Raw genomic sequence first — 25,285 nt, forward strand, 5'->3', positions numbered from 1 at the left:
TCGTGCCCCGCGCTACGACCACCTATTATTGCGTGCGGAAAACGCAGTACCGCATGTAAAAAAACTAGAAAAATACATTTCCCTCAGCAACAAGGGAAACGGAGGTATTCAGTGAGACATCAACTCTCTACCCTTATTTCTGCATTACTGGTCTCCGCTTCAGCGGTATCGGCACAAAGTTTTGCAGAGACATTACAAGTAAATAAGGGGTTCAAACAGGGAACAGACGCCGAATTAAAAGCGGTGTCACCTGCCAGTATCAAACAGAAAGCTTCACAAGATGGCAAGAAGAGTAAATTCTTCAAAGAAGCAGATTTGGACCATGGCTATTACGATTACATTGTCAGATTAAAAGGCGAGCCGGTTTCCACTTATCGCGGAGACTTGGCAAGCTATCCTGCAACCCATGCGGCATTCACCAGCAAGCGCTCGGTCAGTACCCATGCGCCGGTGAAATATAAGCTAGATGCCAAGTCGCCCGAAGCCCGTCAATACGCCCAATTTCTGAAAAACAAGCAAAGTGATTTTATCACCAGAGCCCAAAATGCGGTTGCTGGTGCTAAGCATGTCACCAGTTTCCAATACGCTTTAAATGCGGTTGTGATGCGTATGACACAAACCCAGGCAGAGAAACTTTCTCGTCTGTCTGATGTTGCTTTCGTTGAACGTTCTAAAATCGAAAAGCTGCACACAGATGCGGGTCCTAAGTGGATAGGCTCTGAAGCAGTTTGGAATGGCACGGCCACTGGCACAGCTTACAAAGGCGAAGGTGTTATCGTGGGTATCATTGATACCGGTATCAACACTGATCATCCCTCATTTGCCGATGTGGGTGCTGACGGTTATGACCACACCAACCCTTTTGGTGCCGGCGTTTATAAAGGTGACTGTGAAACCGATGCATCTCTTTGTAATGACAAGTTGATTGGTGTTTACAGCTTCCCTGAAATCACAGGCGAGTATGAAAATTACGCACCTGGTACACCACAAAACGGTGAAGACCACAACGGTCACGGATCACACGTTGCCAGTACCGCTGCCGGTAACGTGCTGTTGGATGTGCCCTTACTGGATGCCAATGGCACACCGAATCCAGACTTTAGCTTCCCCAGCATGTCAGGTGTTGCGCCCCATGCCAACGTTATCAGCTACCAGGTATGTCGCCCAGGTGAGCAAGATGCCATCGGTTTCTCTGGCTGCCCCACCACCCTGGTATTGGCTGCAGTTGAGCAAGCCATTGTTGATGGCGTAGATGTACTGAATCACTCCATCGGTGCTGCTAACCTTTCACCTTGGGAAGGCTCCAAGGGTCAGGCATTTTTGAGCGCCCGTGAAGCCGGTATTGTGGTTGCTAACTCTGCTGGTAATGACGGTCCGGATCCTGAGACAGCCTCATCTAATGCCGCCGCTCCTTGGGTGTTGACCGTAGCAGCTTATAGCCACGATCGTTCCAGCACGCCAAAAGAGCTGAAAGATTTCAGCGGTGGTGACACCGAAGCGCCAGAAGCCATAACTGGATTGGCACAAACCGGCGGCATTACTGCCTCTATTGTATATGCTGGTGATTACCCCAACGCCAACGATCCAGAGGGAGATCCTGCACAATGTTTGCAACCTTTCCCTGAAGGTACTTTCAGCGGTGAAATCGTTATATGCGACCGCGGCACTATTGCTCGAGTAGACAAAGGTAAAAACGTCGATGCAGGCGGTGCCGGCGGTTTGGTGCTAGCTAACATTCAGGGTGGCTCAAACACCGTTGCAGCAGACAATCATGTGTTGCCAGCAATCCATATCGATGCAGATTCTGGTGATGCGTTGAAAGCCTGGGTTGCCAGTGGAACTGGTCATATGGCGACCATTACGGCCAGCTATATCACTAACGATCCCGCTCTAGGCAATATTGCAGCAGGATTTACATCCAGAGGGCCTAATAACTCTCTGGAAGATGTTATCACACCAAGCATTGCTGCCCCTGGCTTGGCTATTTGGGCAGCTTATGCAGACGATCAGCCGGAAGGATTCAAGGAGATACCCGACCCATCTGATTTTGCCTTCCTGCAAGGTACCTCAATGGCCTCGCCGCATATTGCTGGTGCAGCTGCCCTATTGAAAGGTGCCCGCCCAAGCTGGACCCCAGCAGAAATCCAGTCTGCATTGATGTTGACAGCCAATCAGAACACCCTCAAAGACGATGGCGTTACGCCGTCTGATTTCTTTGATATGGGTTCGGGTATGGCCAACGTTGGCGCCGCCGCCTCTATTGGTCTGTTGATGGATATCAGCATCGACGAATACCTTGCTGCCGATCCGGCTGAAGGTGGCGATCCTAAAGCGTTGAACTTGCCGTCGATGGCTAATGCGCGTTGTGTGGGTGCTTGTTCATGGACCAGAACCGTGAAAGCCACCAAAGACGGCAGCTGGTCTGTCTCCAGTGAGACTATGTCCAGTGGTCTTGATGTGACGTTCAGTCCTGCCAGTTTTACGCTGACAGCAGGTCAGGAACAGCAAATCGAAGTACACGTGGATGCCTCTTTGGCAGAGTCTGATGTCTGGGCCTTCGGTAATTTGGTACTAGCCGGTGATGCAGAAACTCTGCGTATGCCGATTGCGGTTAAACCTACCAATGGCAACTTGCCCAGCAAGGTTGAACTGGAAGCGCATCGCGATGCCGACAGCTACTTACTAACCGGACTACAGGCGCTTGAAATCACGAATCTGACTGTACGCTCATACGGTTTGGTGAAAGCCACACAGGAAGACGCAACAGTTGTTCAGGACAGTGACAACGGCGATGTCTTCGACGATGTGGAAGATGGTGTTAAGAGCTACCTGCTGGAAGTGCCTGAGGGTGCCAAGCGTTTGGTCGTAGAGACTATCTTCAGCGAATCTCCGGATCTCGATCTGTGGGTTGGTCTTGATGAAAACGGTGATGGAGTGGCTCAGGAAACCGAACTGGTGGCTTTCAGTGCCACAGGTAGCGCCCTTGAGAAAGTCGACCTGCTAAATCCTGCCGCCGGCAATTACTGGGTATTAGTGCAAAACTGGCAAGCCAGCGCAGAGGATGCAGAAGATGCCTTCACCCTGGCCCATACGGTGATTGACGGAAATCTGAATAATAATCTGACAGTAACCGGACCTTCAGCTGTAACCGCCTTGGAGGAGTTTGAACTTCGACTTGGCTGGAACCTGGCCATGGAGCCTGGTGATTTGGTATACGGTGCGGTTGATTTAGGCAGCAGCGCTGAACTGGCTGGCAATCTTGGTTTGCTGTCAGTAGATCTGATCAGAGGCGAAGATGATGTCCGACTCTCTTCAGATGCTGATACAACGCAACGACTGGTTGCTGGTGACCAGGTAACCTTTACGGTGGACCTTGCAGGCAACTACACAGCAGAAGATCGCAATTATCTGCTTGAAGTGAATTTACCCGCAGGTGTCAGCCTGGTAGCGGACAGCGTCTCACCTGAAGGTGAGTTGGTTGGTAATACCCTGAGCTGGGAAATTCTACAGCCCAGTTTGTTGGGTGTGGAGCCAAGCTACAATATGACCACCAATGCCTCAGACGCCCAGTGTGTTGCGCCTTTCACCGGCAATGAATATCTGGATCTTGCCGCATTTGGCATTACCCCGGGCAGCGCCAACGGCGATAGCACCACTGCCACCTACAACGTTGGGGCCTACTTCTTGGGTAATCTGTATTCAAGCGTGACCCTCACCGACGATGGTTTTGTGCTGCTTGGCAACACTAACGTAGGTTCAGAGCCATGGACTAACCAGCTAATGCCAGATGCTACCGCGCCCAATGGGCTGGTCGCTCCGTTCTGGCGTGACATGGTGTTTGATGTCGACAACGGCTCTACCCTGTCAGTAGCCACTGCCGGCTCTAAATGGACCATCCTTGAGTATGATGACATGATGTCTTACTACGCTGATCAGGGTGTCAATGATGTGTTGGATTTTGAAGTTATCTTCAATAATTCACCGGCAGAGGGCGAACCTAACATTATCTTCGCCTATGACAATGTCACTCACCATATTGGTGATGGATTGCCTGTTTCCATTGGCTATGAAAGCGGCTCAGGTAACACTGGTGCCACTTACTACCATGTATCCCCTGTAGAGGGTGTGCCATCGGTTGGTAGCATCGAGGCCGACATCGTGGATAACCGCATGATCTGTCTCTATCTGCAAGCGGTTGAAGGGGATAAGCAATTGACCTTTACCGTACAAATAGACGAAGACAATGCCGGCGGCCCATTGGGCATTCAGGTACTTTCAAGCCTGCCTGACACACCTGGAACTAAGGCAACCTCTGCCGCAGTGGCAACAGAGATTCAAGTGGAAGGTCCACCTGTAATCAGCACCAATGCTCCGACTCAGATGATGGAACTGAGCACTTATGTTCTGAGTGTTAACGCGCAGGATCCAAATGGTGACGCGCTGACTTATGAGGTCAGTGTCGATTCCAACCTGGTACAGATCAGTGGCAGTGCACCAAACTATACTTTGGCTGCATCTGGTGTATCTGCAGATACACCAGTAACACTGACTGTTTCAGTAAGTGACGGCAAAGCGACCACAACCCAAACCGCGACTATTGTGGTATTGAATGAGAAGAGCAGAAGCTCAGGCTCACTGGGTTGGGTATCTTTGTTATTGCTGCCCCTACTGTGGGTAAGACGCAGAAAGGCCTCATAAAGGCGTCTGCATTAAACAGCTTATCAGGTAGTTTGCCTGATAAGCTGGTAGCAAAAAAAAACCGATGAACACATTCATCGGTTTTTTTGTTCTACTTCGAACAGATTAGCCGGCCGACTAATTAAAGCTCTTCTGGAGCGCCAGCACCATGGTATGTCAATTGTAATTCCAGAGCTGTTAGGGATGGCTGTTGTTTCAGCTTTTCATAAAATGCAGCAAAATCTTCAGCGTCTTTTGCATCAAACTGGTAGGTACCAGTCGCCAGTTCTTTCAGAGAGCATGGTGCAATGCATAATGATCCTATAAGCGCTTTATCGCTACTTTTCACAACCAACAAACCATTTACCGTTGCCCATTGCTGAACAGAGGTGTCGAAGACTTTATCTCCTACTTTTAATGGCAGAGATGTCACCCTCATCTTTACTCCATTGATAAGCAGGTGCGAAGGCTTTTTGTCTAAAGATGACATTATTGGCACAGTGGTTTTGGTTGACGTTTCAACGGCTTTAGGCTTGTCTTGTTGTTCTTCCAGCACGACTGTTTCCGCAGGTGGTTGTTTTGCACAAGACACCAGCAATATAACCCCTGGCAGCAACCATCCTGTGTTCCTCGCTCGAAATCCAAACATCTCGATAATTTCCTTCTACTTTCTGAAGTGTAAACGGAGTCGGAGTGTATCAGCATTTATTCATATTTTTGTGTGTGTAAATGTAAATTTTGCATTGCAAATGATCGGTAGTTCGCGTTATATCACCTACTTGCCTTGCCTGGGTACACCTTTGGTGTGCTTGATCCGGTAAGAGCTGTTAACAATAGGAAAGGGAATAATAATGAATAGATTTCGTCCAACCATACTCGCCACTATGGTCGCCTCTGCTATGACTGCGGGCCTCGGCTCAGTGGCAATGGCAAGCCCTCAACAGGGCGTGTTTTTCGATGCAACAAGTCAGTCTTCAAAGGTATCCATTGCCTTTAGTTCACAAAAACAGTTAGCGGAGCAGCCTACCCGTTCAGGTGCCAAAAGCCAGTTCGATGCCCAGCTAGGCAAAGCCACTTTTGTCTGGGGCGGTGTAGAACAAGCCAAACCTGATATGGCGTTGATCGCACCAGAGCAGCAAAGCCAGTATGCGGCAGGCTATTATCTCAATGCGCTGACCGGCATGAGTACCAGCAAAAATGCCACAGTAAAAGCAGAGTTAGCAAACCTGCATGACACCAATCGCGGTGCCATTGTTGCCAAGTATAAACAGACGGTGCATGACATCGAAGTATTCAACCGTGAATACAATGTGATGATGGACCGGGAGTACAATCTGGTTGCTGGCTCTGGTTACTTTGCCGATGGGCTGTCCAACAAGCAATCATTTGCCCTGCTGGCCAATTTCCAATCTCCTGAGCAAGCCATTGAAAAAGCTTTTAAGGAACTTGGCAATGTAGATGTCAGCCTGGTGAAATCCAAAGATGCCTCCGGCTATGTGGTCTATCACGCAGAATCCAGTGACGCCAGCAAAGAAGTTATCGGCCAGCCTAGAGCCAAGAAAGTGTTCTTTGAACTTAAAGGCGAATTGGTTGCCGCCTATTATGTAGAAGTGCAATTGGCTGACAAAGGTAGTCTGGAAAGCGATTATCACAGCTACGTGATTGAGGCCAGTTCCGGCAAGGTACTGTTCCGTAAGGATCTGCAATCCCATGCTGCAGACTTCCACTACCGTGTTTATGCAGACCAAGATGGCTATCCGTGGGAAGGTCCTCACGGTAATGTGCTGCCGGCAGAATCCGCCAATCAGGTAGATAAGACAGAGATCCTGGATGCGCCCATGGTGTCTTTGACGCATTATGGCAGAATCAGCACTCAGGACCCTTGGCTGGCTGATGATGCCACCATAACATCAGGTAATAACGTTTTTGCCTATGCCGACGTGGTTGCTCCCCAAGGCTTTACTGAGGGAGATTTTACTGCCGAAGTCACCTCAAACAATACTTTTGACTATCAGCTCAAAGGTGAGGAGGGTGCCAGCAGCTTTAACAACCGTAAAGCTGCCATCGTTAATATGTTCTTTATGAACAACTTCCTGCATGACTTCTTCTATGACCACGGCTTTGATGAAGCTGCCGGTAACGCCCAGTTATCTAACTATGGCCGTGGCGGTGTGGAAGGCGATCCGCTAGAAGTGCAAGCCCAGGACTACTCGGGTCTTAACAACGCCAATATGTCCACCCCAGCAGACGGTGCCAGTCCGCGTATGCAGCAATACCTGTATACCAGCAAAGACGCGGTTGTCGGTGAAAACTTTGGTGCTGTAGTAACGTCACACGATAGCATTGGTTTGCTACTCTCCAGCCAAGTGGCGTCATTTGGCCCACAGCAATATTCTGACGTTGCCGGCGAAGTGGCTGTGATTGATGATGGTACTGGCACCGTGACAGACGGCTGTGAGCCGGCCGTCAATGGTGATGATCTGGCCGGTAAGATTGTGATGATTGACCGTGGAGGCTGTACCTTTGCTTCCAAGGTTCTCAATGCCCAGAATGCAGGGGCTACCGGCGTATTGGTCGTGAACAATGCCAACAATGGTACACCTGCCCCAATGGGCGGCTCTGACTCTCGGGTTACCATCCCCAGCATTGGTCTGAACTATGAGGAAGGTCACAGCATCTATGACCTGCTAGGTGCCGGCGATACCGTTACCGTTGAGATGTTCAATGACTTTGCCCTGAAAGATTCTTCTTTCGACAACGGCATCATTGCCCACGAATGGGGACACTACATCAGTAACCGTTTAGTGGGTAACTCATCCGGTTTGATCAACTTCCAGGGTCGTGCCATGGGTGAAGGCTGGGGTGATTTCCACTCTTTGATGTTTATTGTTAAAGAAGAAGATATCAACCTTGATGGTAACGATATGTTCCAGCGTCCTTACGCGACCGGTACCTATGTGGAAGACTTCTACCGTGGTATCCGCCGTCTGCCTTACACCACAGATATGAGCATCAATGGCCTGAGCTTCCGCCATATCACTGAAGGTGCAGGTGGCGATATCGGTATCCCAGGTACCAGTGTGGCTTCACCTCATGCTGCAGGTGAAATTTGGGCCACCATGCTATGGGAAAGCTATGTTGCGCTCATTAACGAACATGGCTTCTCAGAAGCGCAGAAGCGCATGGCCGATTACCTGATTGCCGGTTACAAGCTAACCCCAATTGCCCCCACCTACACCGAAGCCCGTGATGCTATCCTGGCGGCTGCTTATGCTAACAGCACCAGCGATTATGCGTTGATTTTGGGTGCTTTCGCTAAACGTGGCATGGGCTTGGGCGCTGTGTCTCCAGCACGTTACAGCACAAACCTGCAGGGCGTAGTGGAATCTGATAAGACCCAATTGGCGACTTATCAGGTAGCAGATTTCAGCATCAATGAAACTTATGATGGTGTTGAACTGGGCTTCTGCTCCAATGACGGCATTCTGGATAAAGGTGAAACCGGTACAGTAAGCGTTACTATCAGAAATGTGGGTAGTGAGATGCTCTCTGGCGTTCAAGGCCAACTGGTGGTGACCAGTGGCCATGATGTGACTTTTGAGAATGACGGCTTGATCACCTTCGGTGATATGGCGCCATTCCAAAACGCCGCCAGTGGCGCCATTAAGATGACCCTGAATGATGCTGACACGGCTGACGAATTGGTTATTGAAGTGCAGTTCCCGGAGTTGGCCGAAAACGATGAAATCGTTGAAGCCAGCAGCCTTGCAATTGCCACCACCGTGAACATGGACTTTGAAGACCGTGCACCTGTGGGCGGCAAAGCCACAGATGACATGGAATCCGTGTCCTTGTTCAACGACTGGCGTGAAAACGTTATGTTCGGCGGCGACATGGCCGAAGGCACCCTGGATGTGGATAACGGCGGTAACGTGGGTTTCTTCGCCAGCTTCGGTTACGACCTGGGCGAGCAGACGCTGTTCCTGAACAACAATGGCTTCCAATCCGATGTGGCCATTGAGACCAAGCCATTCCAAATCGGCTACGGTGGTAACTTCGAAGTTAGCTTCTGGCACTTCTATGGTATTGAAGAAGATTATGACGGCGGTGTCGTTGAAATTCGTATCAACGACGGCGAATGGGTTGACGTGACGGAAATGGGTGGCGTATTTGATGTGGGCTATGTGGGTGAGCTGATTGAAAGCACCTCACAGGCTCTGCAGAACCGCCCCACTTTCACTGGCCGCAATCCATGGGGCAACATGGAGCGTATTAACTTTGGTTCAGCCTTAAACGGTAACCGTGCGCAGTTGCGCTTCCGCATTGCCACCGATACTAACGCTACTGACTTCGGATGGTGGATTGATAATGTTACCTTCAGTAATGTTTTAACCAGCGTATTCTCCGATGTGGTAGCCGGTGATAGCTTTGCTTGCGACAACTCGGCGCCTAAGCTGACGGTTCCTGCATCCCTGTCTATGACTGAGGGCCAGGCTGGAACCATTACAGCGGTAGCAACCGATCGTAACGCCGGTGACTCGCTGACATACAGCTGGACCCAGGTAAGCGGCCCAGCTGCCACCTTGTCCAATGCCAATACTGCAACCCTGAGTATCACCCCCCCCTCTATCACCGCTAACAGTCAACTGGTATTCCAGGTAACTGTTTCTGACGGCAAAGAGAGCGTTTCGGCAAATTCTACGGTTAACCTGCAGAACGTCACTCCACCCGTTGTCTCCGATGAAGGCAGCAGCGGTGGCTCGATGGGCTGGTTGTCCTTGTTGCTTCTGCCACTTACCTGGCTGCGCCGTCGCAAGACTGCCTAAGACTGGTAAATTAGGATAGTGTTAAGGCCACCTTCGGGTGGCCTTTTTTATGAATAATGCGTCATATAGCAGACATCTCCAACCTGGCTTCCCAGAGCAATCCGCTGTAACTCGGAGATGACAATGGTTGATAGCATTGACCTTCTCCCCAGATTTTTTCCATACCAAAAGGTCATGAGCGTTTTTGAACGTCGGCAGAATGCGGGCAGCCAAAAGGGGAAAGTGGATGCCCATAAAAAAACCTGCACTTGGCAGGTTTTTTAGTCATTCCAGAGAGGTATCTCTTTTACAAAGACATACCCAGGCGCTGGGCAACTTCTTCATAAGCTTCAACAACGCCGCCGAGGCCTTGACGGAAACGGTCTTTGTCCAGCTTCTTGCGGGTCTCTTTATCCCACAGACGGCAGCCATCAGGGGTGATCTCGTCGCCCAAGGTGATTTCACCATTGAACAGGCCGAATTCCAATTTGTAATCCACCAGCAACAGTCCAGCTTTGTCAAACAGCGCTTTGAGCACATCGTTCACCTTATAGGTGAGCTCCTTCATTCGCGCGATTTGCGCTTCAGTTGCCCAACCAAAGGTTTTAATGTGGGATTCGTTGACCATGGGATCATGCAATGCGTCATTCTTAAGGAAGAACTCAAAGGTTGGAGGTGTCAGTTCACGTCCTTCTTCGACACCCAGACGACGCACCAAGGAGCCAGCCGCCAGGTTGCGTACCACGCACTCGACCGGGATCATATCCAGCTTTTTAACCAAGGAGTCATTGTCAGAAAGCAACGCTTCAACCTGAGTGGGGATACCGGCTTCTGCCAATTTGCTCATGATAAAGTGATTAAACTTATTGTTAATCATGCCCTTACGATCAAGCTGCTCGATCTTTTGGCCATCAAATGCCGACGTATCATTGCGAAAGTGCAGGATCAAACGTGAGGCATCATCGGTTGCATAAACGGTTTTTGCCTTACCACGGTAAAGTTCGGCGCGCTTTTCCATTATCAGGTTCTCTTGAGTTTAGGGTTAAATATCCAGATCATCATCGGCCATGGTCTGGGAAAACGGGTTATAAAGCTGAGTCATCAAATCGGCTGCCAAGGGTTTGCTTTCTTCATCCATGAACGTCACGGCAGTAACGCCTCCCTGACGATTTACCTGGAGACGATATTCTTCCTGATCCAGCGGCAAACTATCATCGTTGCCCCACAAGCGGCTCCACCAACTGCTCTGTGGCCCTTCGTACTTGACGAATAGTAAACCGTTAGATTTATCCAAATCCTTAACGTTGAAGCCTAGCTTACGCAATACCAGCTGCAGGCGCGTCCAAGTCAAATCATAATCACCGGACACGATAAAGGCTGGATCGCCATTGGCATTGAAGCCCATCTCCATTTCCATACCTTCACGAATCAGTCGCATACGCTTGGCATCGGCCAGTTGCAGTTGCTGCTGATAGTGGCCAATAACACTATTCAGCACTTCGACTTCGTTACGACGCACAGCTTCTGAATCTAAATCGGCACTGGAAATCACCTTGTCACCGCGGGTTTCCATATAGTCGCGCAAGGATACATCCAGGGAGGCTGTACGGCCGTGGGGCTTTAGATTGAGTTTGAATTCAAAGCGACGTCCCAGTTCACGCTCAGTTTTGGTCCAACTGTACCAACTGCCTTCCTCTTCTGTGGCGACCATCCAGTCGGTCAACAGCAAGCCTTGTTGTTTATCAAAGGTGTCAACGCCAATGCCTTGCTCATCCAGAAAGCTAATCAGGGAATTCCAGATAGCCGTGTCCAGTGGTGTGGAATCGTCCACCTGGTCGAAAAATACAGTGGCAGAACGTTTTCCTTCTTCCACATGAGAGCCGGTTACCAGGGGCAATACCAAGGCTGGTGACCTGACTTCCAGCTTATCGCCGATTAGCTGGCGCGGTGCCTGCTCACCTAGGGCTGGAATGGCATAGTCCTTGGTGAAAGCAGGGCTGGACAGATTCTCAGGGATCCTGACATTCACCCGTTGCTGTTCATCCAGATAACGGAAATCGCCATTGGCAATTCGCCTTTCTTGCTGTGTGGTGCACGCTGACAACACACCCACCAACACCAATACTGACAGAGCATTACGGCTCATTAAAACTCCTTATGACAATACGCCGATGTTTTTCATGACTTGTTCGATGGCGTTTTGATGAATTTGTTCCGGTAACACCAAGGGTAAACGAAGTGCCGGGCTTGGCATCAACCCCATTTTATAGAGCGCCCACTTAGGCATCACAGGATTGGGTTCGATAAAAAGAGCGTGGTGTAACGCGGCAATAGTAGCGTCCAGAGCCCTCGCCTCTTCTGCCTTGCCACTGGTGGCCAACTGACAGAGCTTGGCCATGATGGCGGGAACGATATTCGCAGTAACAGAGATCACCCCATGACCGCCCTGCAGCATAAATTCACAGGCGGTGGGATCATCACCACTGAGCAGGATAAAATCGTCACTCAGTTTGGATTTTAATACCTGCAAACGCTTTAAGTCGCCGGTGGCTTCTTTAAGGCCAATAATCTGGGGGTGTTTGGCCAACTCAACAACAGTGTCAGGCAGCAGATCGGTGACGGTACGTCCGGGCACGTTGTACAGAAGGACTGGCAGGTCAGTGGCATCGGCAACCGCATTGAAATGCGCCACCAGGCCACGCTGTTGAGGCTTATTGTAATAAGGCACAACACTGAGTACCCCATCAACCCCAACCCCAGCAGAAGCCTGACTGAGCTCAATAGCTTCCGAGGTAGAGTTGGCACCGGTACCGGCAATCACCGGCACACGTCGGTCGCTGTATTCAACGATCTTGGCTACCACTTTGATATGTTCATCGAAAGGAAGGGTTGAGGCCTCTCCGGTGGTCCCCACTGCGACCACTCCGTCAGTGCCTGCATTGATGTGAAATTCGACCAGATTTTTCAGCGTTTCATAATCAACTTGGCCGTTATCCGCCATCGGCGTGACCAACGCCACCACACTGCCTTTGAACATTCTCGCCCCCCAATTTTAAGGGCATAATGGTAATGACCTCACCTGCCAAACACAAGCGGCGATTCCCCTCCTGGCGAAAATAGTTAAACCTTCCTGAACAACCTATTCAGAGTTTTCAACAAAACCAATCAACTGTAGAGAATATCGACTGTTATGGTAGACTTCGGCGCCTCCTACAGTATTGCGTAACTCATATGAAGCAGCAGTTAATCGTCACCATTCTCGGTACTGACAAAATTGGCATACTCAGCACATTGGCTGCGGCCGTGGGGGCTTGCAACTGCAATATCCTGGACAGCCGCCAAGCTGTCTACGGTCTGGACTTTTCACTGACCATGATTTTGGAAGGTACGCAAAGTGCCATTACCAAAGCGGAAATGACCTTGCCCCAGGTCTGTCAGCAAAATGATCTGCTGTCAATGATGAAGCGTACCAAGCAGCACTGTAAACAAGACCTGCTGTCTCTGGCCGATGTGGAGTTTTCCGGGCTTGACGCTTTGGGCGTACTGCGCGATATCACCGCCTTTTTCGCCAGCGTTAATGTGACTATTACCGCATTTCGGCTGAATACTTATACTGACAGCGACACTCAATCAGAAATGATTCGCTGCAATATGGTGGTCAGCATGCCAGATACATCAGATATTGAGCGTGTTTCACCGGCTTTTAGTGAACGCTTAGCCAGTCTTGGCTTACAGGGAACCATCAAACTTAAGCACTGAGGAAGCACATGAACAGAATAAAAGAAGGCCAGAGCGCCCCGGATTTTAGTCTCACAGATGACAAGGGTAATACCGTCAATCTGCAGGACTTGAAAGGTAAAAAGGTACTTGTTTATTTTTATCCCAAAGCCATGACCCCTGGCTGCACAGTGCAAGCCCAGGGACTGCGTGATTGTCAGGCAGATCTTTCTGATAAAAACGTCGTTGTGCTTGGTATCAGCCCGGATCCTGTCTCTCGCCTGACAAAATTCGTTGAGAAAGAAGGTCTGAACTTTAGGCTACTCAGCGATGAAGATCATAAGGTAGCGGAAGCCTTTGGCGTTTGGGGACCCAAGAAATTTATGGGTAAGGAATACGATGGCATTCACCGCATCAGCTTCTTAATCGATGAGCAAGGCAAGGTAGCCAAAGTTTTTGATAAGTTCAAAACCAAAGATCATCACCAAGTAGTTCTGGAATCCTTAGCTTAGAACTCGTTGGCGCAGTCGATTGATATCAACCCTGCGCCACCTCTTGCTTTATTGCTGCTTTTTCTGACCACGCGTTGAATACCGCCTTTACCAGGGTCGCCAGCGGAATGGCAAAAAACACGCCCCAGAATCCCCACAGACCACCAAAAAACAGCACGGCGATGATGATATAGACGGGGTGAAGACTAACGGCCTCAGAGAACAGTAAAGGCACCAGCAGATTGCCATCAAGCGCCTGTATAATGCCGTAGGCTATCATCAGATACCAAAACTGAGGCTCCAGCCCCCACTGAAATAGCGCCACCGCGGCGACAGGAAAGGTGACCACCGCGGCACCGATATATGGGATAAGCACGGACAACCCTACCAATACCCCCAACAGCAGTGAAAAACGCAGATCCATCATTGCAAATGTCACCGCTGACACTGTACCAACGATGAGGATCTCAATGACCTTACCGCGTATGTAATTGACTATCTGCACGTTCATCTCAAGCCCGACTTGCTTTATCAAACGTCTGTCTTTAGGCAAAACTCTGGACACATTCGTCAGCAACTCGCCTTTATCCTTGAGCATAAAAAACACCATCAGCGGCACCAGAATGAAATAAATCATCAGTGCCACCAGGCTGACCAAGGAGCTCAGAGAAGCAGAAAGCAGGTTCTGTCCAAGACCCATGACCCGATCATTAACTCCGGCCAAGGCATTTTCAATATCATGCCGGTTCAGCAGACCCGGATAGCGATCAGGCAAAGAAGACAGCCACATCTGTGCTTCTGCCCAAATCGCCGGTAATTCCCTTAACAGGTTTGTGCCCTGTCGCCATACCACTGGCAACAACCCGATACAGGCTAATACGGTTAGCCCGACAAATAGTAAGATCACCAGGCTTGTCGCCCAGGTGCGGCCCATCCCCATGCTATCGAGCTTGGACACTGGCCATTCGAGCAAATAGGCCACCACCACCGCCACCAGCACAGGAGCCATCATATCGCCCCAGAAAATCAGCAAGGCAAATGAAAACACCAGGATAAGCAGCAGTGTCACCGCATCGGGGTCAGAAAATTTACGCTTATACCATCCGCTGAATAGCTCTAACATGTTTCCTCAAAGTGCAGATATTTAGGTTTTGTGGTGGTGTGTCTTGAGACTATGGCGCACCAAAATGTGCATTAATAAAGTCTGCGCCATTATCTGCCCTAGCCAGCACCATGATCAAGGGAACTGTTCCTGTTAATGTGATGTATCACATTAACAGGCGATGACTGGACATACCTTAAAGGGCAAAATGGCAGTATGATGTCTGTATAAGGAACGCAATTCGGCACAGTATGACAGATTCAGCACTGAAGGATATTATCCGCATCAAGAAGGAACTTAACTGGGGAGAGCTGCCCCCCTTTTTTCATATGGTTTCCAGCACACTCGGTGAACTGGACGGCTTGTTCAGCCATGGCTTTGATAATGCTTTTCGGCGCATTATTGACAGACGTAATTGGGAACTCGAGCGACTGCAAGGCGAAGAACTCCCTGACGGCACCATTAATGTAAAACATCATCCTCGTCTGGCACTGTACCGCCGCGTATCCACGATGGGCTATGAAGTCCGCTGTTTCCCCCTGGCTTTGGATAAAGAGGTGGATCAGTACGTTAAAGACCATCCACTAATGGAGTTCAAGGTGTGGGATCCCAACGGCATGCGTATATTGCTCAGGGTGCCCAAACTGGTCGAGTTCGTTCACTATGCCTATACCCAGGGCGACAAAGCGGACCGCGCACTAGTCAAATTTGCCCATTACGTGATAGAAAGGGTGGTATTGGAACTCTCCACCCATGTTCTTATTGTCAAAGACGATGGTCAGCGCATCAGCGAAATTGCCGGTAATTTCGGCGATGACTTCGCCCACTTGATAGAACAAAAGCTCAAAGCGGAACTAAAAGCTAACCCGCTGTCTCAAAACAGTCCCTAGACGGAATAAGTGAATCTATGTATCGCCCCTTGTTGATCTGTTGTCTGCTAAGCCTTCCTTCTGTTGCACAAGTTAAAGTGTCAAATGATAAGAACACCTTGCCGGAAATCGGTGTGGTTGCCTCCAATGCCATCAGCATCGACAAGGAACTGCAAATCGGCCAGGCCCTGATGCGTCAATTGCGCTCCCGTGCCCCGTTGGTAGGCGATCCGCTTTTAGAAGAATATATCCAGGATTTGGGCAATCGCTTGGTTGCTCAGGCCGACAACGCTAAGTTTCCATTTAAGTTTTTCCTGATAGCCAATAAAGAAATTAACGCCTTCGCCTTCTTTGGAGGGCATGTTGCCGTGCATACAGGGTTGATTATTGAGGCCGACACCGAGAGCGAGTTAGCCTCGGTGATTGGCCACGAAATTGCACACGTTACGCAAAGGCATATAGCGCGTAGCATTGAAGCCCAGCAGAAAGCATCTCCCCTGCAGTTAGTGTCGGCTTTGGGTGGAATATTGCTGGCCATGTCTAACCCGGAGGCAGGTATAGCCGCTATCAGTGCAGGCTCTGCCGCAGCACAGCAGGCGGCCATCAATTACACCAGAAGTAATGAAAAAGAAGCGGATCGGGTTGGCATCGATATTCTCTACAGAGCCGGCTATGATCCTGCCGCCTCGGCCAACTTTTTTGGAAAATTGGCGGCCAAGTACCGTCATCAATCCAAACCACCCGCTTTTTTAATGACTCACCCTTTACCTGAGAGCCGAGTTGCCGATGTCAGAGCACGCCAAAGCGACTATCCTGATGTCAATCTTGGCCCTAGTTTGTCTTTTCAGTTGGTAAAAGCCAGGCTACAGGCACGCTATGGTGAAAATCAGGAACTTAACATCCAACGTTTCCGTGACTGGCTTAAAGAAGCCAGGCATCCGGTAACCGTGCAAGCAGCCAAGTACGGACTCGCCCTGTCGTTGCTGGCGACCGAAAAATTGGATGAAGCCGAAATGCTGATCTCTGAACTCAGGCAAGAGGCACCTGAAAATCTGTTCTACCTGGATACCTTCACCGATATCGCGATCGAGAAAAAACAATATCAACAAGCTATCGAGGCGCTTCAGGCTCAGTCAGAGCGTCAGCCAAGAAATCGCGTGCTGGTGCTAAACCTGGCCAATGCTTTGATCAAAAACAAACAACATGATGAAGCTGTCCGTCTGCTTAAAGACTATTTGCTGGTCAATCCAGAACACCTGCTGACCTATCAGCTTCTTACCGATGCTTACGGTGAGAGTCGAAAAATGATGGAGATGCACCAAACCAAAGCCGAATTATATGCCCTGGTAGCGGCTTATCCCCGAGCCATCGATGAACTTCAAACGGCATATAATTACACTGCCCAAAGCACTCTGGAAAAGCAGCGTATCAGAGCCCGCATTGAGCAACTACGCGAAGAAGAAAATCGCTTAAAGAGCTTGTAACTGGGTCAGGATTTGCCACAAACCGTCACTGGTTTGCTCCCCTAAGAGTTGCCTAGCCACTTTGCCATCAGGCCCGATAATAAAAGTGGCAGGTAACCCCTTGGGCATTGGATTAGGAAGATTGGGTAGCGGCTCTGGAAGCACCAGTTCAAATTCAATATTGTAGCGTGTCGCCAAATCCTGCAGCGCTTCTTTGTTAAGAGGATCAAAACTCACCCCAAATAACTTCACCGGTTTGTCACCAATACCCTTTGCAAAAGCATTGAGTTCGGGCAACTCTCGTAAACAGGGAGCACACCATTCGGCAAAGTAATTGATGACCACGTAGTGATCTTGCAGTTCTGACCAGTGGTATTGCTCTCCCCCGAGGGTGGAAAAGTCTGCTTTATGCCAATCATAACTGACCAGGCCGGCGCCTAGTGCCAATAAACCTATGGTCAAGGCGATGAGATTTTGCCGCAAAGTCTGTCCTCCATCCGGTCCAATCGCTAAAATGCCGTCACTACGGACGTTTAATTGGTGAAAAGCATGTCACAAATTCAAATTCTGCATAACCCCAGATGCTCTAAAAGCCGCCAAACACTGGCACTAATCGAAGAAAAAGGCATCAGCCCGCAAGTCGTGGAATACTTAAAGTCGCCACTGAACAAGGCGCAGTTAGAGGCTCTTAGGGATAACCTTGGCTTGGCCTCATTCAGGGAAATGATGCGCACCAAAGAAGATTTATATAAGGAGTTATCCCTTGCCGATGCCGGTGAAGAGCAGTTGCTGGAAGCCCTTGTTCTGCACCCTGTTCTGTTAGAGCGTCCAGTGGTGATCAATGGCAAGAGAGCACGCATTGGGCGTCCACCTGAACAGGTGCTGGAAATCCTCTGATGGCCTATGTATTGGTTCTTTATTACAGCCGCGGCGGCAGCACCCGCAACCTGGCTTATAAGATCGCTCAGGGCATCGAGGAGTCAGGGTTAGAAGCGAGACTTCGCACCGTTGCGCCGGTGAGCGATCACATCGGTCAAGCGCAACCTGCCGTGCCCAATGATGGCGACCCTTATGTCAGCGAGGAGGATTTACGCCACTGCTGCGCCCTCGCCTTTGGCAGTCCAACCCGCTTTGGCAATATGTGCAGTGCCATGAAATATTTTTGGGACAGCACCAGTAACTTATGGCTACAAGGCGCCCTGACCGGCAAACCTGCTTGCGTATTTACCTCGACAGGCAGTCTGCACGGCGGACAGGAGTCGACACTATTGAGCATGATGCTGCCATTACTGCACCATGGCATGCTGATTCTGGGCGTCCCTTACAGCGTTCCAGAGGTCAACAGTACGCATAGTGGAGGCGGTCCCTATGGTGCTTCCCACGTTGCCGGATTGCAAGATAACCCGGCGCTTGAACATGATGAACAACGTATTTGCCTCGCTTTAGGTAGAAGGCTGGCAAACATCGCAAAAAATTTGGAGAAACAATGAGCATGGCACCACTGACTAAATTTTTGCGATTTCTGGCCCTTTTTTCTTATTTGGGCCTCGTGATTTGGGTGCCGCTGTGGCACTTTTTATTGAGTGAGGGCATCGGTTACTCGGTCACTTTTATTGCCTTGATTTACGTACTCCCTCTTTTATTGCCGCTGCGGGGGATTGTTACCGGTAAGCCGTACACTCACGCCTGGGCCAATTTTGTGCTGATGCTGTATCTGATGCATGGCCTGACCAGTATTTATGCGGTTGAAGGTGAGCGCTGGTATGCAGCACTGGAAATTTTATTGTCCTCACTGGCCTTTATCGGCTGTACCTTTTATGCCAGGTTGCGGGGCCGGGAGTTGGGGCTGGGGTTAAAGAAACTCAAAGAAAGCGAGTCATAAGAGCATGAAAAAAATCGGGCTGTTTGCCATAGCGCTGCCTTTTATTCTCACCGCCTGTGGCGGCGGTAACAGCGGTAGTGGCGACGGGGATTCGCAGCCACCGCCTCCCCCCAGCCTTAGCATTCAGGGCCCAACCGATGTCACACAAGGCCAGTCAGTGGCCTTGATTGCACTCTCTGAGGGTGAACTTGCATCCATTTCATGGCGTCAAAACGCCGGGCCCTCCGTGGATATGCAGACGTCTCAAAGTCAGGTGCTCGCTTTTGAAATACCAGAAGCCGGAAATTATGTATTCGAAGTACAGTTGCAAAGCCAAAGTGGGCAGCAGCTAAATGCGCAATATTCCTTCAGTGCACAACAGGCCAGTACGCCAAGTGCCAATCTTCGCTTAGATCATGTGGTTGCCGAGGGCGCAAAAGTTTCCTTACGAGCCGACTACACGGGTCCCCAACAGGTCACCGCTATTACCTGGCAGCGTGTTTCCGGCCCCGCAGTGACAACCAGCCACAATCAAGATGGTGGGCCTCAGCATTTGCTGTTTTATGATGCGCCAAGGGTCACTGCCGACACCCTGATGCAGTGGCAAGCCACTCTCACCTTAGATGATGGCTCGCAGGTCAGCGACAATGCCTATGTACTGGTTAAGAACCTCGACATTAACAGCGAGGGCTTTTTCCCTAAATACGCCAGTCGTATCGTCACCTCAGAAGTACATCCTTATCGTGCAGACAGCCCTTATGCAGCCGCCTTAAAAGACTGTGTTTACAACAACCGTCTGGCCAGCGCTTGCAGCTTCGCCCGCCTACCCCTTCTTGGTACAAAACAGCCCAACCCCAGCATAGATGATGTTTTGGACAGGCTGCTGGTTTCTCATCGTTGGATGGGGGATAACTTCAAACGCTTTTTAGAGCAAAGTGAAACGGCGCCCGATATCCTTAAATTATTGGCAGCCACCACCGCTATTGTCATCACCTATGATACCAGGCCCTCTTTTTATTGGACGGCCACAGGTGCAATCTACCTTGACGCGGCTAATCTGTGGCTAACGCCAACACAACGTGATGTGCTCAATGATCAGCCGGATTACCGCACGGATTTTGGTAAGGACTTGGCCTTTACCATGCCCTGGCGGTATGTAAAGAACCAGCAGAGTTTTTTGGTCAGTTACCCGGCCGCACTTCGGCAAACTCGTGCCTTTAGGGATATGGAAGCGCAATTAACCTGGTTGCTGTATCACGAGTTAGCCCATGCCAACGATTATTTTGCCTGGCATCGCTGGGCGGGGCTTCGCGAGAGTGACAACCCATTGTCTTTCAGTAATGCCAACGCCCCCTCCTCGCGCCACGTCAGTCAACAATATGCATTGCAGTCAGAGGCCATGCGCAGCCTGGCCCAGGTCAGCTTTTCCGGGCAAGCGGCGACTGCCACCCAAAAAGCCTATCTGCCCATGGATATCGAGCAGTTTTTCGTCCCTGATGTGGCTACCGATTACTACAGCTACACCTCTGAAAGAGAGGACTTTGCACTGGCTTTTCAGCATTTCATGATGGCCCTCAGACTAGGCGCAGAGGCTGATGTAGGAATTCTGGCAAGCCTTAATAACCCGCAGGCACTGGTCAGTTGGGGACAACGTAATCGCCACAACAGCGATGCTATTCGTCCGAGAGTAAAGGCAGTGGTGGAAAGCATTTTTCCTGAGCTAGATGCCACGACCATTCAACTGCAGCTTCCAGGTCCTCAATTGATGCGACGCAATGAGAGTTGGTGGGATAATCTTGTCCTAGAGGATGCGCCTCAACGTTCAAGAGAGGTGGGAGAAAATAAAATAACCCAACCCATGAACGGACCAAACCTGTGGCATCCACCAGGCTTAAGCGCCGATAATTAGAGCCCCAGGGCTTTTTTGACGAAGGGGATGGTCAAGCGTCGCTGCGCTTCAAGACTGGAATTGTCGAGCTTATCCAACACTTTCAGCAGAGTCGGCATGTCCCGATGACAGTGATTAAGTAAAAAGCGCGCTACATCCAGCGACATTAACATGCCGCGACGATGGGCCCTGACAATCAGAGCTTCGGTTCGTAACTCATCACTTAAAGACTTGAGGTGAAAGCTCAGCCCCCAGCTCAGCCTCGAGCGCAGATCGGCCAGTTCAACCGGTAACTGGGCAGGACCTTGCAAGGCGCTGACCAACAGCTTGGCATGGCCACTTTCCTTGACCCGATTAATCAGGTCAAATACGGCGCGCTGCCAGTCGGCTTTGGCAGCCAGCAGGTGAATATCATCGAGGCATATCAGATCAAGCTGCTCTAAATCATTGAGCACATCGGGATGCAATTCTCCCAAGTCTTTAAAACTGATGTAGGCAAAAGAAAGCTGCCTCACGCCACATTCTGTACAAAGCGCATAATGCAGATGGCTCTTGCCGCTGCCTGACTCACCGCTGACATAAGTCAAAAACGGCTCTGGTGTGCTAAGCCAATGCTGCAAATGTTTAATCAATTGCAGATTTTCACCGGCGATAAAACTTTCAAAGGTTTCATCGTCAGGCATTTGCACAGGCAGAAACAATTGCCGATTCATCAGGGCGCCCAAATAAATTGCAGCTCTGACACCGGCTGACCAAAGGGATCGAGATAGCGTTGAATATGCCTCTCCAAAGAAATGGCATTGAGCAGATCCTGTTCACTGCCCATCAAGCGTACTTCAAAAATACCCTGCGTTCCTTGTAAAGTTTTTAGTGTCACTGAAGAGACTACAGACAAACTGGTGAGCAAGCGGTCTACCTCAACATAGGTTTTGATGTCTTCCAGGTTATTGAATTGCAAGAAGACGACTTGAACGTCGGCGGCGCCTTGCCCACCAATAACAAATCGACTGGCCAGCAAATCGGCCTGTAGCTCTACCATTTGCGTTAACAGTTGCTCGCGGGAGTCGCCGTTCAAGCTTCCCATTTCCCTGTCCTGACCGAGCGCAAAGTTCCAATCCAACTGCCACTGTGGCTGGATCTCTTCTTTTTCGGGCATCATTTGATATAAACGCGCCACGATAATGGCTTCAACTTGGTATTTCTCGCTGGCCTGCTGTAACACGTCCACAAACCGGCCCCAGACATCATAAATGCCAACATTATTAAAGGTATCCAGCTCCAAAAGCGGGTAATTGATGCGGATCCCCCGTTGTTTTGCTGCTTTTTGAATGAGCAGACTGTAGTCGTTAGGACGCTGCTCATAAAGCAGGCTTCTTTGCTGATCTTCAGGGTTTTCAGTGGCAAACCACAGCAAGGTGGAGGGTCTTCGACTGCCCCAAATGGGGAAACCCGCTGAACGTAACAGCTCATCCACTTTTTGCTGGTCAAATATGGCATGAAAATGCAATTGCCCGTCGATAGTTTCAAAGCGATATTGACGCAAGAAGTCCTCGGCCTGACTTAGCTTTCCTGTAACGGCTGGGCTTTGCAGCACATCGCGGTTGCCTCTGACTTTGACCAGTACTTGTCGCATGGCCTCACGCTGGGCCTGCTGCTGGGCGCTATTTCGCTGGCTGTCGATAGCAATACTGGCCTCATAAAGATCCTGCACTACCGCCGCCTGGGCACTGCCAATCAAGCAGCACAACAACCAAGCGAAACGCCAACATCTCTTCATAACAGGTCCATGATCCGCAATCGAAGCCGCTATTGTTATTGAAAACTAGAGAAATTTCATCATTTCTTTGGTATCCGAATAATCTTGCAGCAAGCTGCTTATATTGCACCTGCGTCATTCACCCAAGACAGATTTACTGTTAAAATCCGCACCAATTTTCCCGCCATAGCAACCTTGAGGCCCACAGTGAGCGAATCAAAAACTTCCCTGAGTTACAAAGACGCCGGTGTTGATATCGATGCAGGTAACCAACTGGTTGAACGTATTAAGTCTGTTACCAAAAAAACCCAACGTCCGGAAGTCAGGGGTGGCTTAGGCGGCTTTGGTGCATTATGTGCCATTCCACAAAAGTATCGTAAGCCACTGTTGGTTTCTGGCACCGACGGTGTTGGTACCAAACTGAGACTGGCGATGGATCACAAACGTCACGATGGCGTCGGTATCGATTTGGTTGCCATGTGCGTCAACGATTTGATTGTACAGGGAGCTGAACCCCTGTTTTTCCTCGACTACTACGCCACCGGCAAACTGGATGTTGACACTGCCGCTGCCGTTATTACCGGCATCGGCGAAGGATGTGAGCAAGCAGGCTGTGCACTGATCGGTGGTGAGACCGCCGAAATGCCCGGGATGTATCATGGCGAAGATTACGATATTGCCGGATTCTGTGTGGGCGTAGTTGAAGCTGATGATGTTATCGACGGCAGTAAAGTGAAAGCTGGCGACGCCTTGTTGGCCGTTGCCTCATCTGGCCCCCATTCCAATGGCTATTCACTGGTGCGTAAAATTCTGGAGGTCAGTAAAGCCGACCCGCAGGCCGATCTGCACGGCAAACCTATTATCGATCATCTGCTGACCCCCACCAAAATCTACGTTAAGTCTGTCTTAAAGCTGATTGAACAACTCCAGGTCAATGCTATCTCCCATATCACCGGTGGCGGCTTCTGGGAAAATATTCCCCGGGTATTGCCCGATGATGCCAAGGCCGTAATCAATAGAAACAGCTGGCAGTGGCCTGCCATTTTCGATTGGTTGCAACAACAGGGCAATGTCAGCACCCATGAAATGTTCCGTACCTTTAACTGTGGCGTGGGCCTGATCATCGCGGTACCACAGGAACTGGCGCAAAAAGCAGTGGACTTGCTCAATGCCGAGGGTGAACAAGCCTGGGTGATTGGACAAGTGGAAGCTCGTGGCGGCGATACGCAAGTAGAGATGCGCTAATCCATGAAATCTATTGTGGTGTTAATCTCTGGCAACGGCTCCAATTTGCAAGCCATTTTGGATGCCGTGGCAAGTGGACAGATCAACGGTAAGGTTAGCGCTGTGATATCCAACAGTGCCGATGCTTATGGTCTTGAGCGCGCCCGCGCTGCAGAAGTCCCGGCCTTGGTGCTGAATCACAAGCAGTTCGCCGATCGAGAAAGCTATGATCAGGCCTTAATGGCCAAGATTGATGAATATCAGCCGGACTTGGTGGTACTCGCCGGGTTTATGCGCATCCTTACCGAGGATTTTGTTGCCCACTACCAGGGGCGCATGCTCAATATCCACCCCTCTTTGTTGCCCAAGTTTCGTGGTCTGCATACTCATAAGCGGGCCATTGAGGCCGGTGAAACAGAGCACGGCGCCACGGTACATTATGTTACCGCCGAGCTGGATGGAGGACCGATTATCATTCAGTCCAAAGTGCCGGTTTTTGAGGATGATAACGAAGAAGATTTGACCCAACGAGTGCGCCATCAGGAACTCAGCTTGTATCCGCTGGTCGTAAAGTGGTTTTGTCAGGATAGATTGGAACTACGAGAAGATGGCGTATATCTGGACAATGAGCGAGTCCCTCAACAAGGGCACGCCGCTGACTGAGTTGATGATTTTAAAAATGTTTGGCTTGACCAGGCTTGGAGCGAAAGTGCTGTTGGGGAGTTGGATGCTCCTCTTTAGCGCATCTATACTGGCTTTGGAACTGTCACCCTACCAGGCAGAATATGTGGCCTATCGCTCAGGAATGACGCTGGGCGAGGCCAAACAACAACTTTCCCATTTGGGTCGTTGCCGTTACAAATTGACTTATCAGTCAGATGCCTCGTTTTTATTTCTCTCTGATCACCGAAAGGAAGAGAGCCTGTTTTCGGTGAATGATGATCGCATCATCCCCTACAAATACAGCTTTCAGCGCACTGGCACAGGCAAAGACAAAACCTTGAATCTACTTTTCGATAACCAGTCGCAGAAGATCTTGGTCGAAAATGACAATTCGCTGCCCTGGCAAGGTGAAATCGATAACCAGCTTTATCAACTCTTAGTCAGAGATGGCCTGGCATCGGGGGAAACTGAGTTCAGTTTTCGCATCATCAATGACAGAGGCGAATTAAGAGAACAAAGTTTTCGGGTGCTTGGCAAAGAAACCCTGTCACTCCCGTATGGAAAACTGGACACTCTGAAACTGGAAAAAGTGCGAGAAAACAGTTCCCGTGAAACCTACATTTGGCTGGCACCGAGTCTTGACTACCTGATGGTGAGACTGTTGCAACTTAAAGACGGTAGTGAACAAGGAGACATTCAGTTACAGCGATACCAGTTGTTAGCTCCATCTGCGCAACCTGAGCCCAGTCAAAGCCCGTAAGGATTTTCC

General features: G+C 50.0%; 21 protein-coding genes. 13 read left to right on the forward strand and 8 right to left on the reverse strand.

The features are described from left to right. The first annotated feature begins 111 nt into the window (after positions 1 to 111). Positions 112 to 4,698, forward strand: a complete 4,587-nt coding sequence (locus P2G88_RS04720) for a S8 family serine peptidase (RefSeq protein WP_275794562.1) — start codon at positions 112 to 114, stop codon at positions 4,696 to 4,698. Between the two features lie 121 nt (positions 4,699 to 4,819). On the opposite strand, the gene P2G88_RS04725 is transcribed toward P2G88_RS04720, so the two are convergent. Beyond that, the gene (locus tag P2G88_RS04725) at positions 4,820 to 5,233 is read right to left on the reverse strand and encodes a hypothetical protein (RefSeq protein ID WP_275794563.1); all 414 of its coding nucleotides are present in this window, start codon (positions 5,231 to 5,233) and stop codon (positions 4,820 to 4,822) included. A 295-nt stretch (positions 5,234 to 5,528) separates the two neighbouring features. On the opposite strand from P2G88_RS04725, the gene P2G88_RS04730 reads away from it, so the two are divergent. Beyond that, complete coding sequence (locus tag P2G88_RS04730) at positions 5,529 to 9,503, forward strand: rhombosortase-dependent M36 family metallopeptidase (protein WP_275794565.1); 3,975 nt, start codon at positions 5,529 to 5,531, stop codon at positions 9,501 to 9,503. A gap of 286 nt (positions 9,504 to 9,789) precedes the next feature. Here P2G88_RS04730 and purC read toward each other — a convergent pair whose 3' ends face one another. From purC to dapA, 3 genes are read right to left on the reverse strand one after another with little or no spacing between them, the layout of a single operon-like run. Then, positions 9,790 to 10,500, reverse strand: coding sequence for a phosphoribosylaminoimidazolesuccinocarboxamide synthase (gene purC / locus P2G88_RS04735; protein ID WP_275794566.1), 711 nt, complete (start codon positions 10,498 to 10,500; stop codon positions 9,790 to 9,792). A 24-nt stretch (positions 10,501 to 10,524) separates the two neighbouring features. Beyond that, complete coding sequence (gene bamC, locus P2G88_RS04740) at positions 10,525 to 11,628, reverse strand: outer membrane protein assembly factor BamC (RefSeq protein ID WP_275794567.1); 1,104 nt, start codon at positions 11,626 to 11,628, stop codon at positions 10,525 to 10,527. 9 nt (positions 11,629 to 11,637) lie between these two features. Beyond that, complete coding sequence (gene dapA, locus P2G88_RS04745; protein ID WP_275794568.1) at positions 11,638 to 12,519, reverse strand: 4-hydroxy-tetrahydrodipicolinate synthase; 882 nt, start codon at positions 12,517 to 12,519, stop codon at positions 11,638 to 11,640. A gap of 194 nt (positions 12,520 to 12,713) precedes the next feature. On the opposite strand from dapA, the gene P2G88_RS04750 reads away from it, so the two are divergent. After that, the gene (locus tag P2G88_RS04750) at positions 12,714 to 13,241 is read left to right on the forward strand and encodes an ACT domain-containing protein (protein ID WP_275794569.1); all 528 of its coding nucleotides are present in this window, start codon (positions 12,714 to 12,716) and stop codon (positions 13,239 to 13,241) included. A gap of 8 nt (positions 13,242 to 13,249) precedes the next feature. Continuing rightward, complete coding sequence (gene bcp / locus P2G88_RS04755) at positions 13,250 to 13,711, forward strand: thioredoxin-dependent thiol peroxidase (protein ID WP_275794570.1); 462 nt, start codon at positions 13,250 to 13,252, stop codon at positions 13,709 to 13,711. 25 nt (positions 13,712 to 13,736) lie between these two features. Here the strand turns inward: bcp and P2G88_RS04760 are convergent, their stop codons facing one another. Continuing rightward, complete coding sequence (locus tag P2G88_RS04760) at positions 13,737 to 14,813, reverse strand: AI-2E family transporter (protein ID WP_275794572.1); 1,077 nt, start codon at positions 14,811 to 14,813, stop codon at positions 13,737 to 13,739. A gap of 230 nt (positions 14,814 to 15,043) precedes the next feature. Between P2G88_RS04760 and P2G88_RS04765 the strand changes: the two genes are divergently transcribed. Then, positions 15,044 to 15,682 carry a hypothetical protein gene (locus P2G88_RS04765; RefSeq protein WP_275794573.1) on the forward strand — a complete coding sequence of 213 codons (639 nt, stop codon included), beginning with the start codon at positions 15,044 to 15,046 and terminating at the stop codon, positions 15,680 to 15,682. Between the two features lie 17 nt (positions 15,683 to 15,699). Further along, positions 15,700 to 17,145 (forward strand): M48 family metalloprotease, encoded by a 1,446-nt coding sequence (locus tag P2G88_RS04770; protein ID WP_275794574.1) that lies wholly within the window; start codon positions 15,700 to 15,702, stop codon positions 17,143 to 17,145. Here P2G88_RS04770 and P2G88_RS04775 read toward each other — a convergent pair. After that, positions 17,131 to 17,607, reverse strand: a complete 477-nt coding sequence (locus P2G88_RS04775; protein WP_275794575.1) for a TlpA disulfide reductase family protein — start codon at positions 17,605 to 17,607, stop codon at positions 17,131 to 17,133. The genes P2G88_RS04770 and P2G88_RS04775 overlap by 15 nt on opposite strands. A 66-nt stretch (positions 17,608 to 17,673) precedes the next feature. On the opposite strand from P2G88_RS04775, the gene arsC reads away from it, so the two are divergent. The 4 genes from arsC to P2G88_RS04795 are packed head-to-tail and all read left to right on the forward strand — an operon-like array spanning position 17,674 to position 20,894. Next, positions 17,674 to 18,021, forward strand: a complete 348-nt coding sequence (gene arsC / locus P2G88_RS04780; protein ID WP_275794577.1) for an arsenate reductase (glutaredoxin) — start codon at positions 17,674 to 17,676, stop codon at positions 18,019 to 18,021. Continuing rightward, positions 18,021 to 18,614: an NAD(P)H:quinone oxidoreductase gene (gene wrbA / locus P2G88_RS04785; RefSeq protein WP_275794578.1), complete on the forward strand. Its 594-nt coding sequence runs from the start codon at positions 18,021 to 18,023 to the stop codon at positions 18,612 to 18,614. The genes arsC and wrbA overlap by 1 nt, the downstream gene beginning before the upstream one ends. Before the next feature lie 2 nt (positions 18,615 to 18,616). After that, complete coding sequence (locus P2G88_RS04790) at positions 18,617 to 19,006, forward strand: DUF2069 domain-containing protein (RefSeq protein ID WP_275794579.1); 390 nt, start codon at positions 18,617 to 18,619, stop codon at positions 19,004 to 19,006. A 4-nt stretch (positions 19,007 to 19,010) separates the two neighbouring features. Further along, positions 19,011 to 20,894 carry a hypothetical protein gene (locus tag P2G88_RS04795; RefSeq protein ID WP_275794580.1) on the forward strand — a complete coding sequence of 628 codons (1,884 nt, stop codon included), beginning with the start codon at positions 19,011 to 19,013 and terminating at the stop codon, positions 20,892 to 20,894. On the opposite strand, the gene hda is transcribed toward P2G88_RS04795, so the two are convergent. Further along, a complete protein-coding gene (gene hda, locus P2G88_RS04800; RefSeq protein ID WP_275794581.1) occupies positions 20,891 to 21,586 on the reverse strand; it encodes a DnaA regulatory inactivator Hda in 696 nt (231 codons plus the stop codon). The two genes, P2G88_RS04795 and hda, sit on opposite strands and share 4 nt — an antisense overlap. Next, positions 21,586 to 22,650 (reverse strand): DUF2066 domain-containing protein, encoded by a 1,065-nt coding sequence (locus P2G88_RS04805; protein ID WP_275794582.1) that lies wholly within the window; start codon positions 22,648 to 22,650, stop codon positions 21,586 to 21,588. Before P2G88_RS04805 ends, hda begins: the two co-directional genes overlap by 1 nt. 186 nt (positions 22,651 to 22,836) lie before the next feature. On the opposite strand from P2G88_RS04805, the gene purM reads away from it, so the two are divergent. Genes purM through P2G88_RS04820 form a run of 3 tightly spaced genes read left to right on the forward strand, consistent with a single transcriptional unit; the run spans position 22,837 to position 25,276 of the window. Continuing rightward, positions 22,837 to 23,874, forward strand: a complete 1,038-nt coding sequence (gene purM, locus P2G88_RS04810; RefSeq protein ID WP_275794583.1) for a phosphoribosylformylglycinamidine cyclo-ligase — start codon at positions 22,837 to 22,839, stop codon at positions 23,872 to 23,874. Between the two features lie 3 nt (positions 23,875 to 23,877). Then, positions 23,878 to 24,516, forward strand: coding sequence for a phosphoribosylglycinamide formyltransferase (gene purN / locus P2G88_RS04815; RefSeq protein WP_275794584.1), 639 nt, complete (start codon positions 23,878 to 23,880; stop codon positions 24,514 to 24,516). Further along, positions 24,479 to 25,276, forward strand: coding sequence for a DUF3108 domain-containing protein (locus P2G88_RS04820; RefSeq protein ID WP_275794585.1), 798 nt, complete (start codon positions 24,479 to 24,481; stop codon positions 25,274 to 25,276). The genes purN and P2G88_RS04820 overlap by 38 nt, the downstream gene beginning before the upstream one ends. The last annotated feature ends 9 nt before the right edge of the window (positions 25,277 to 25,285 follow it).

Origin of the sequence: Aliiglaciecola sp. CAU 1673 (assembly GCF_029223185.1) — a bacterium.
Taxonomy (GTDB): domain Bacteria; phylum Pseudomonadota; class Gammaproteobacteria; order Enterobacterales; family Alteromonadaceae; genus Bowmanella.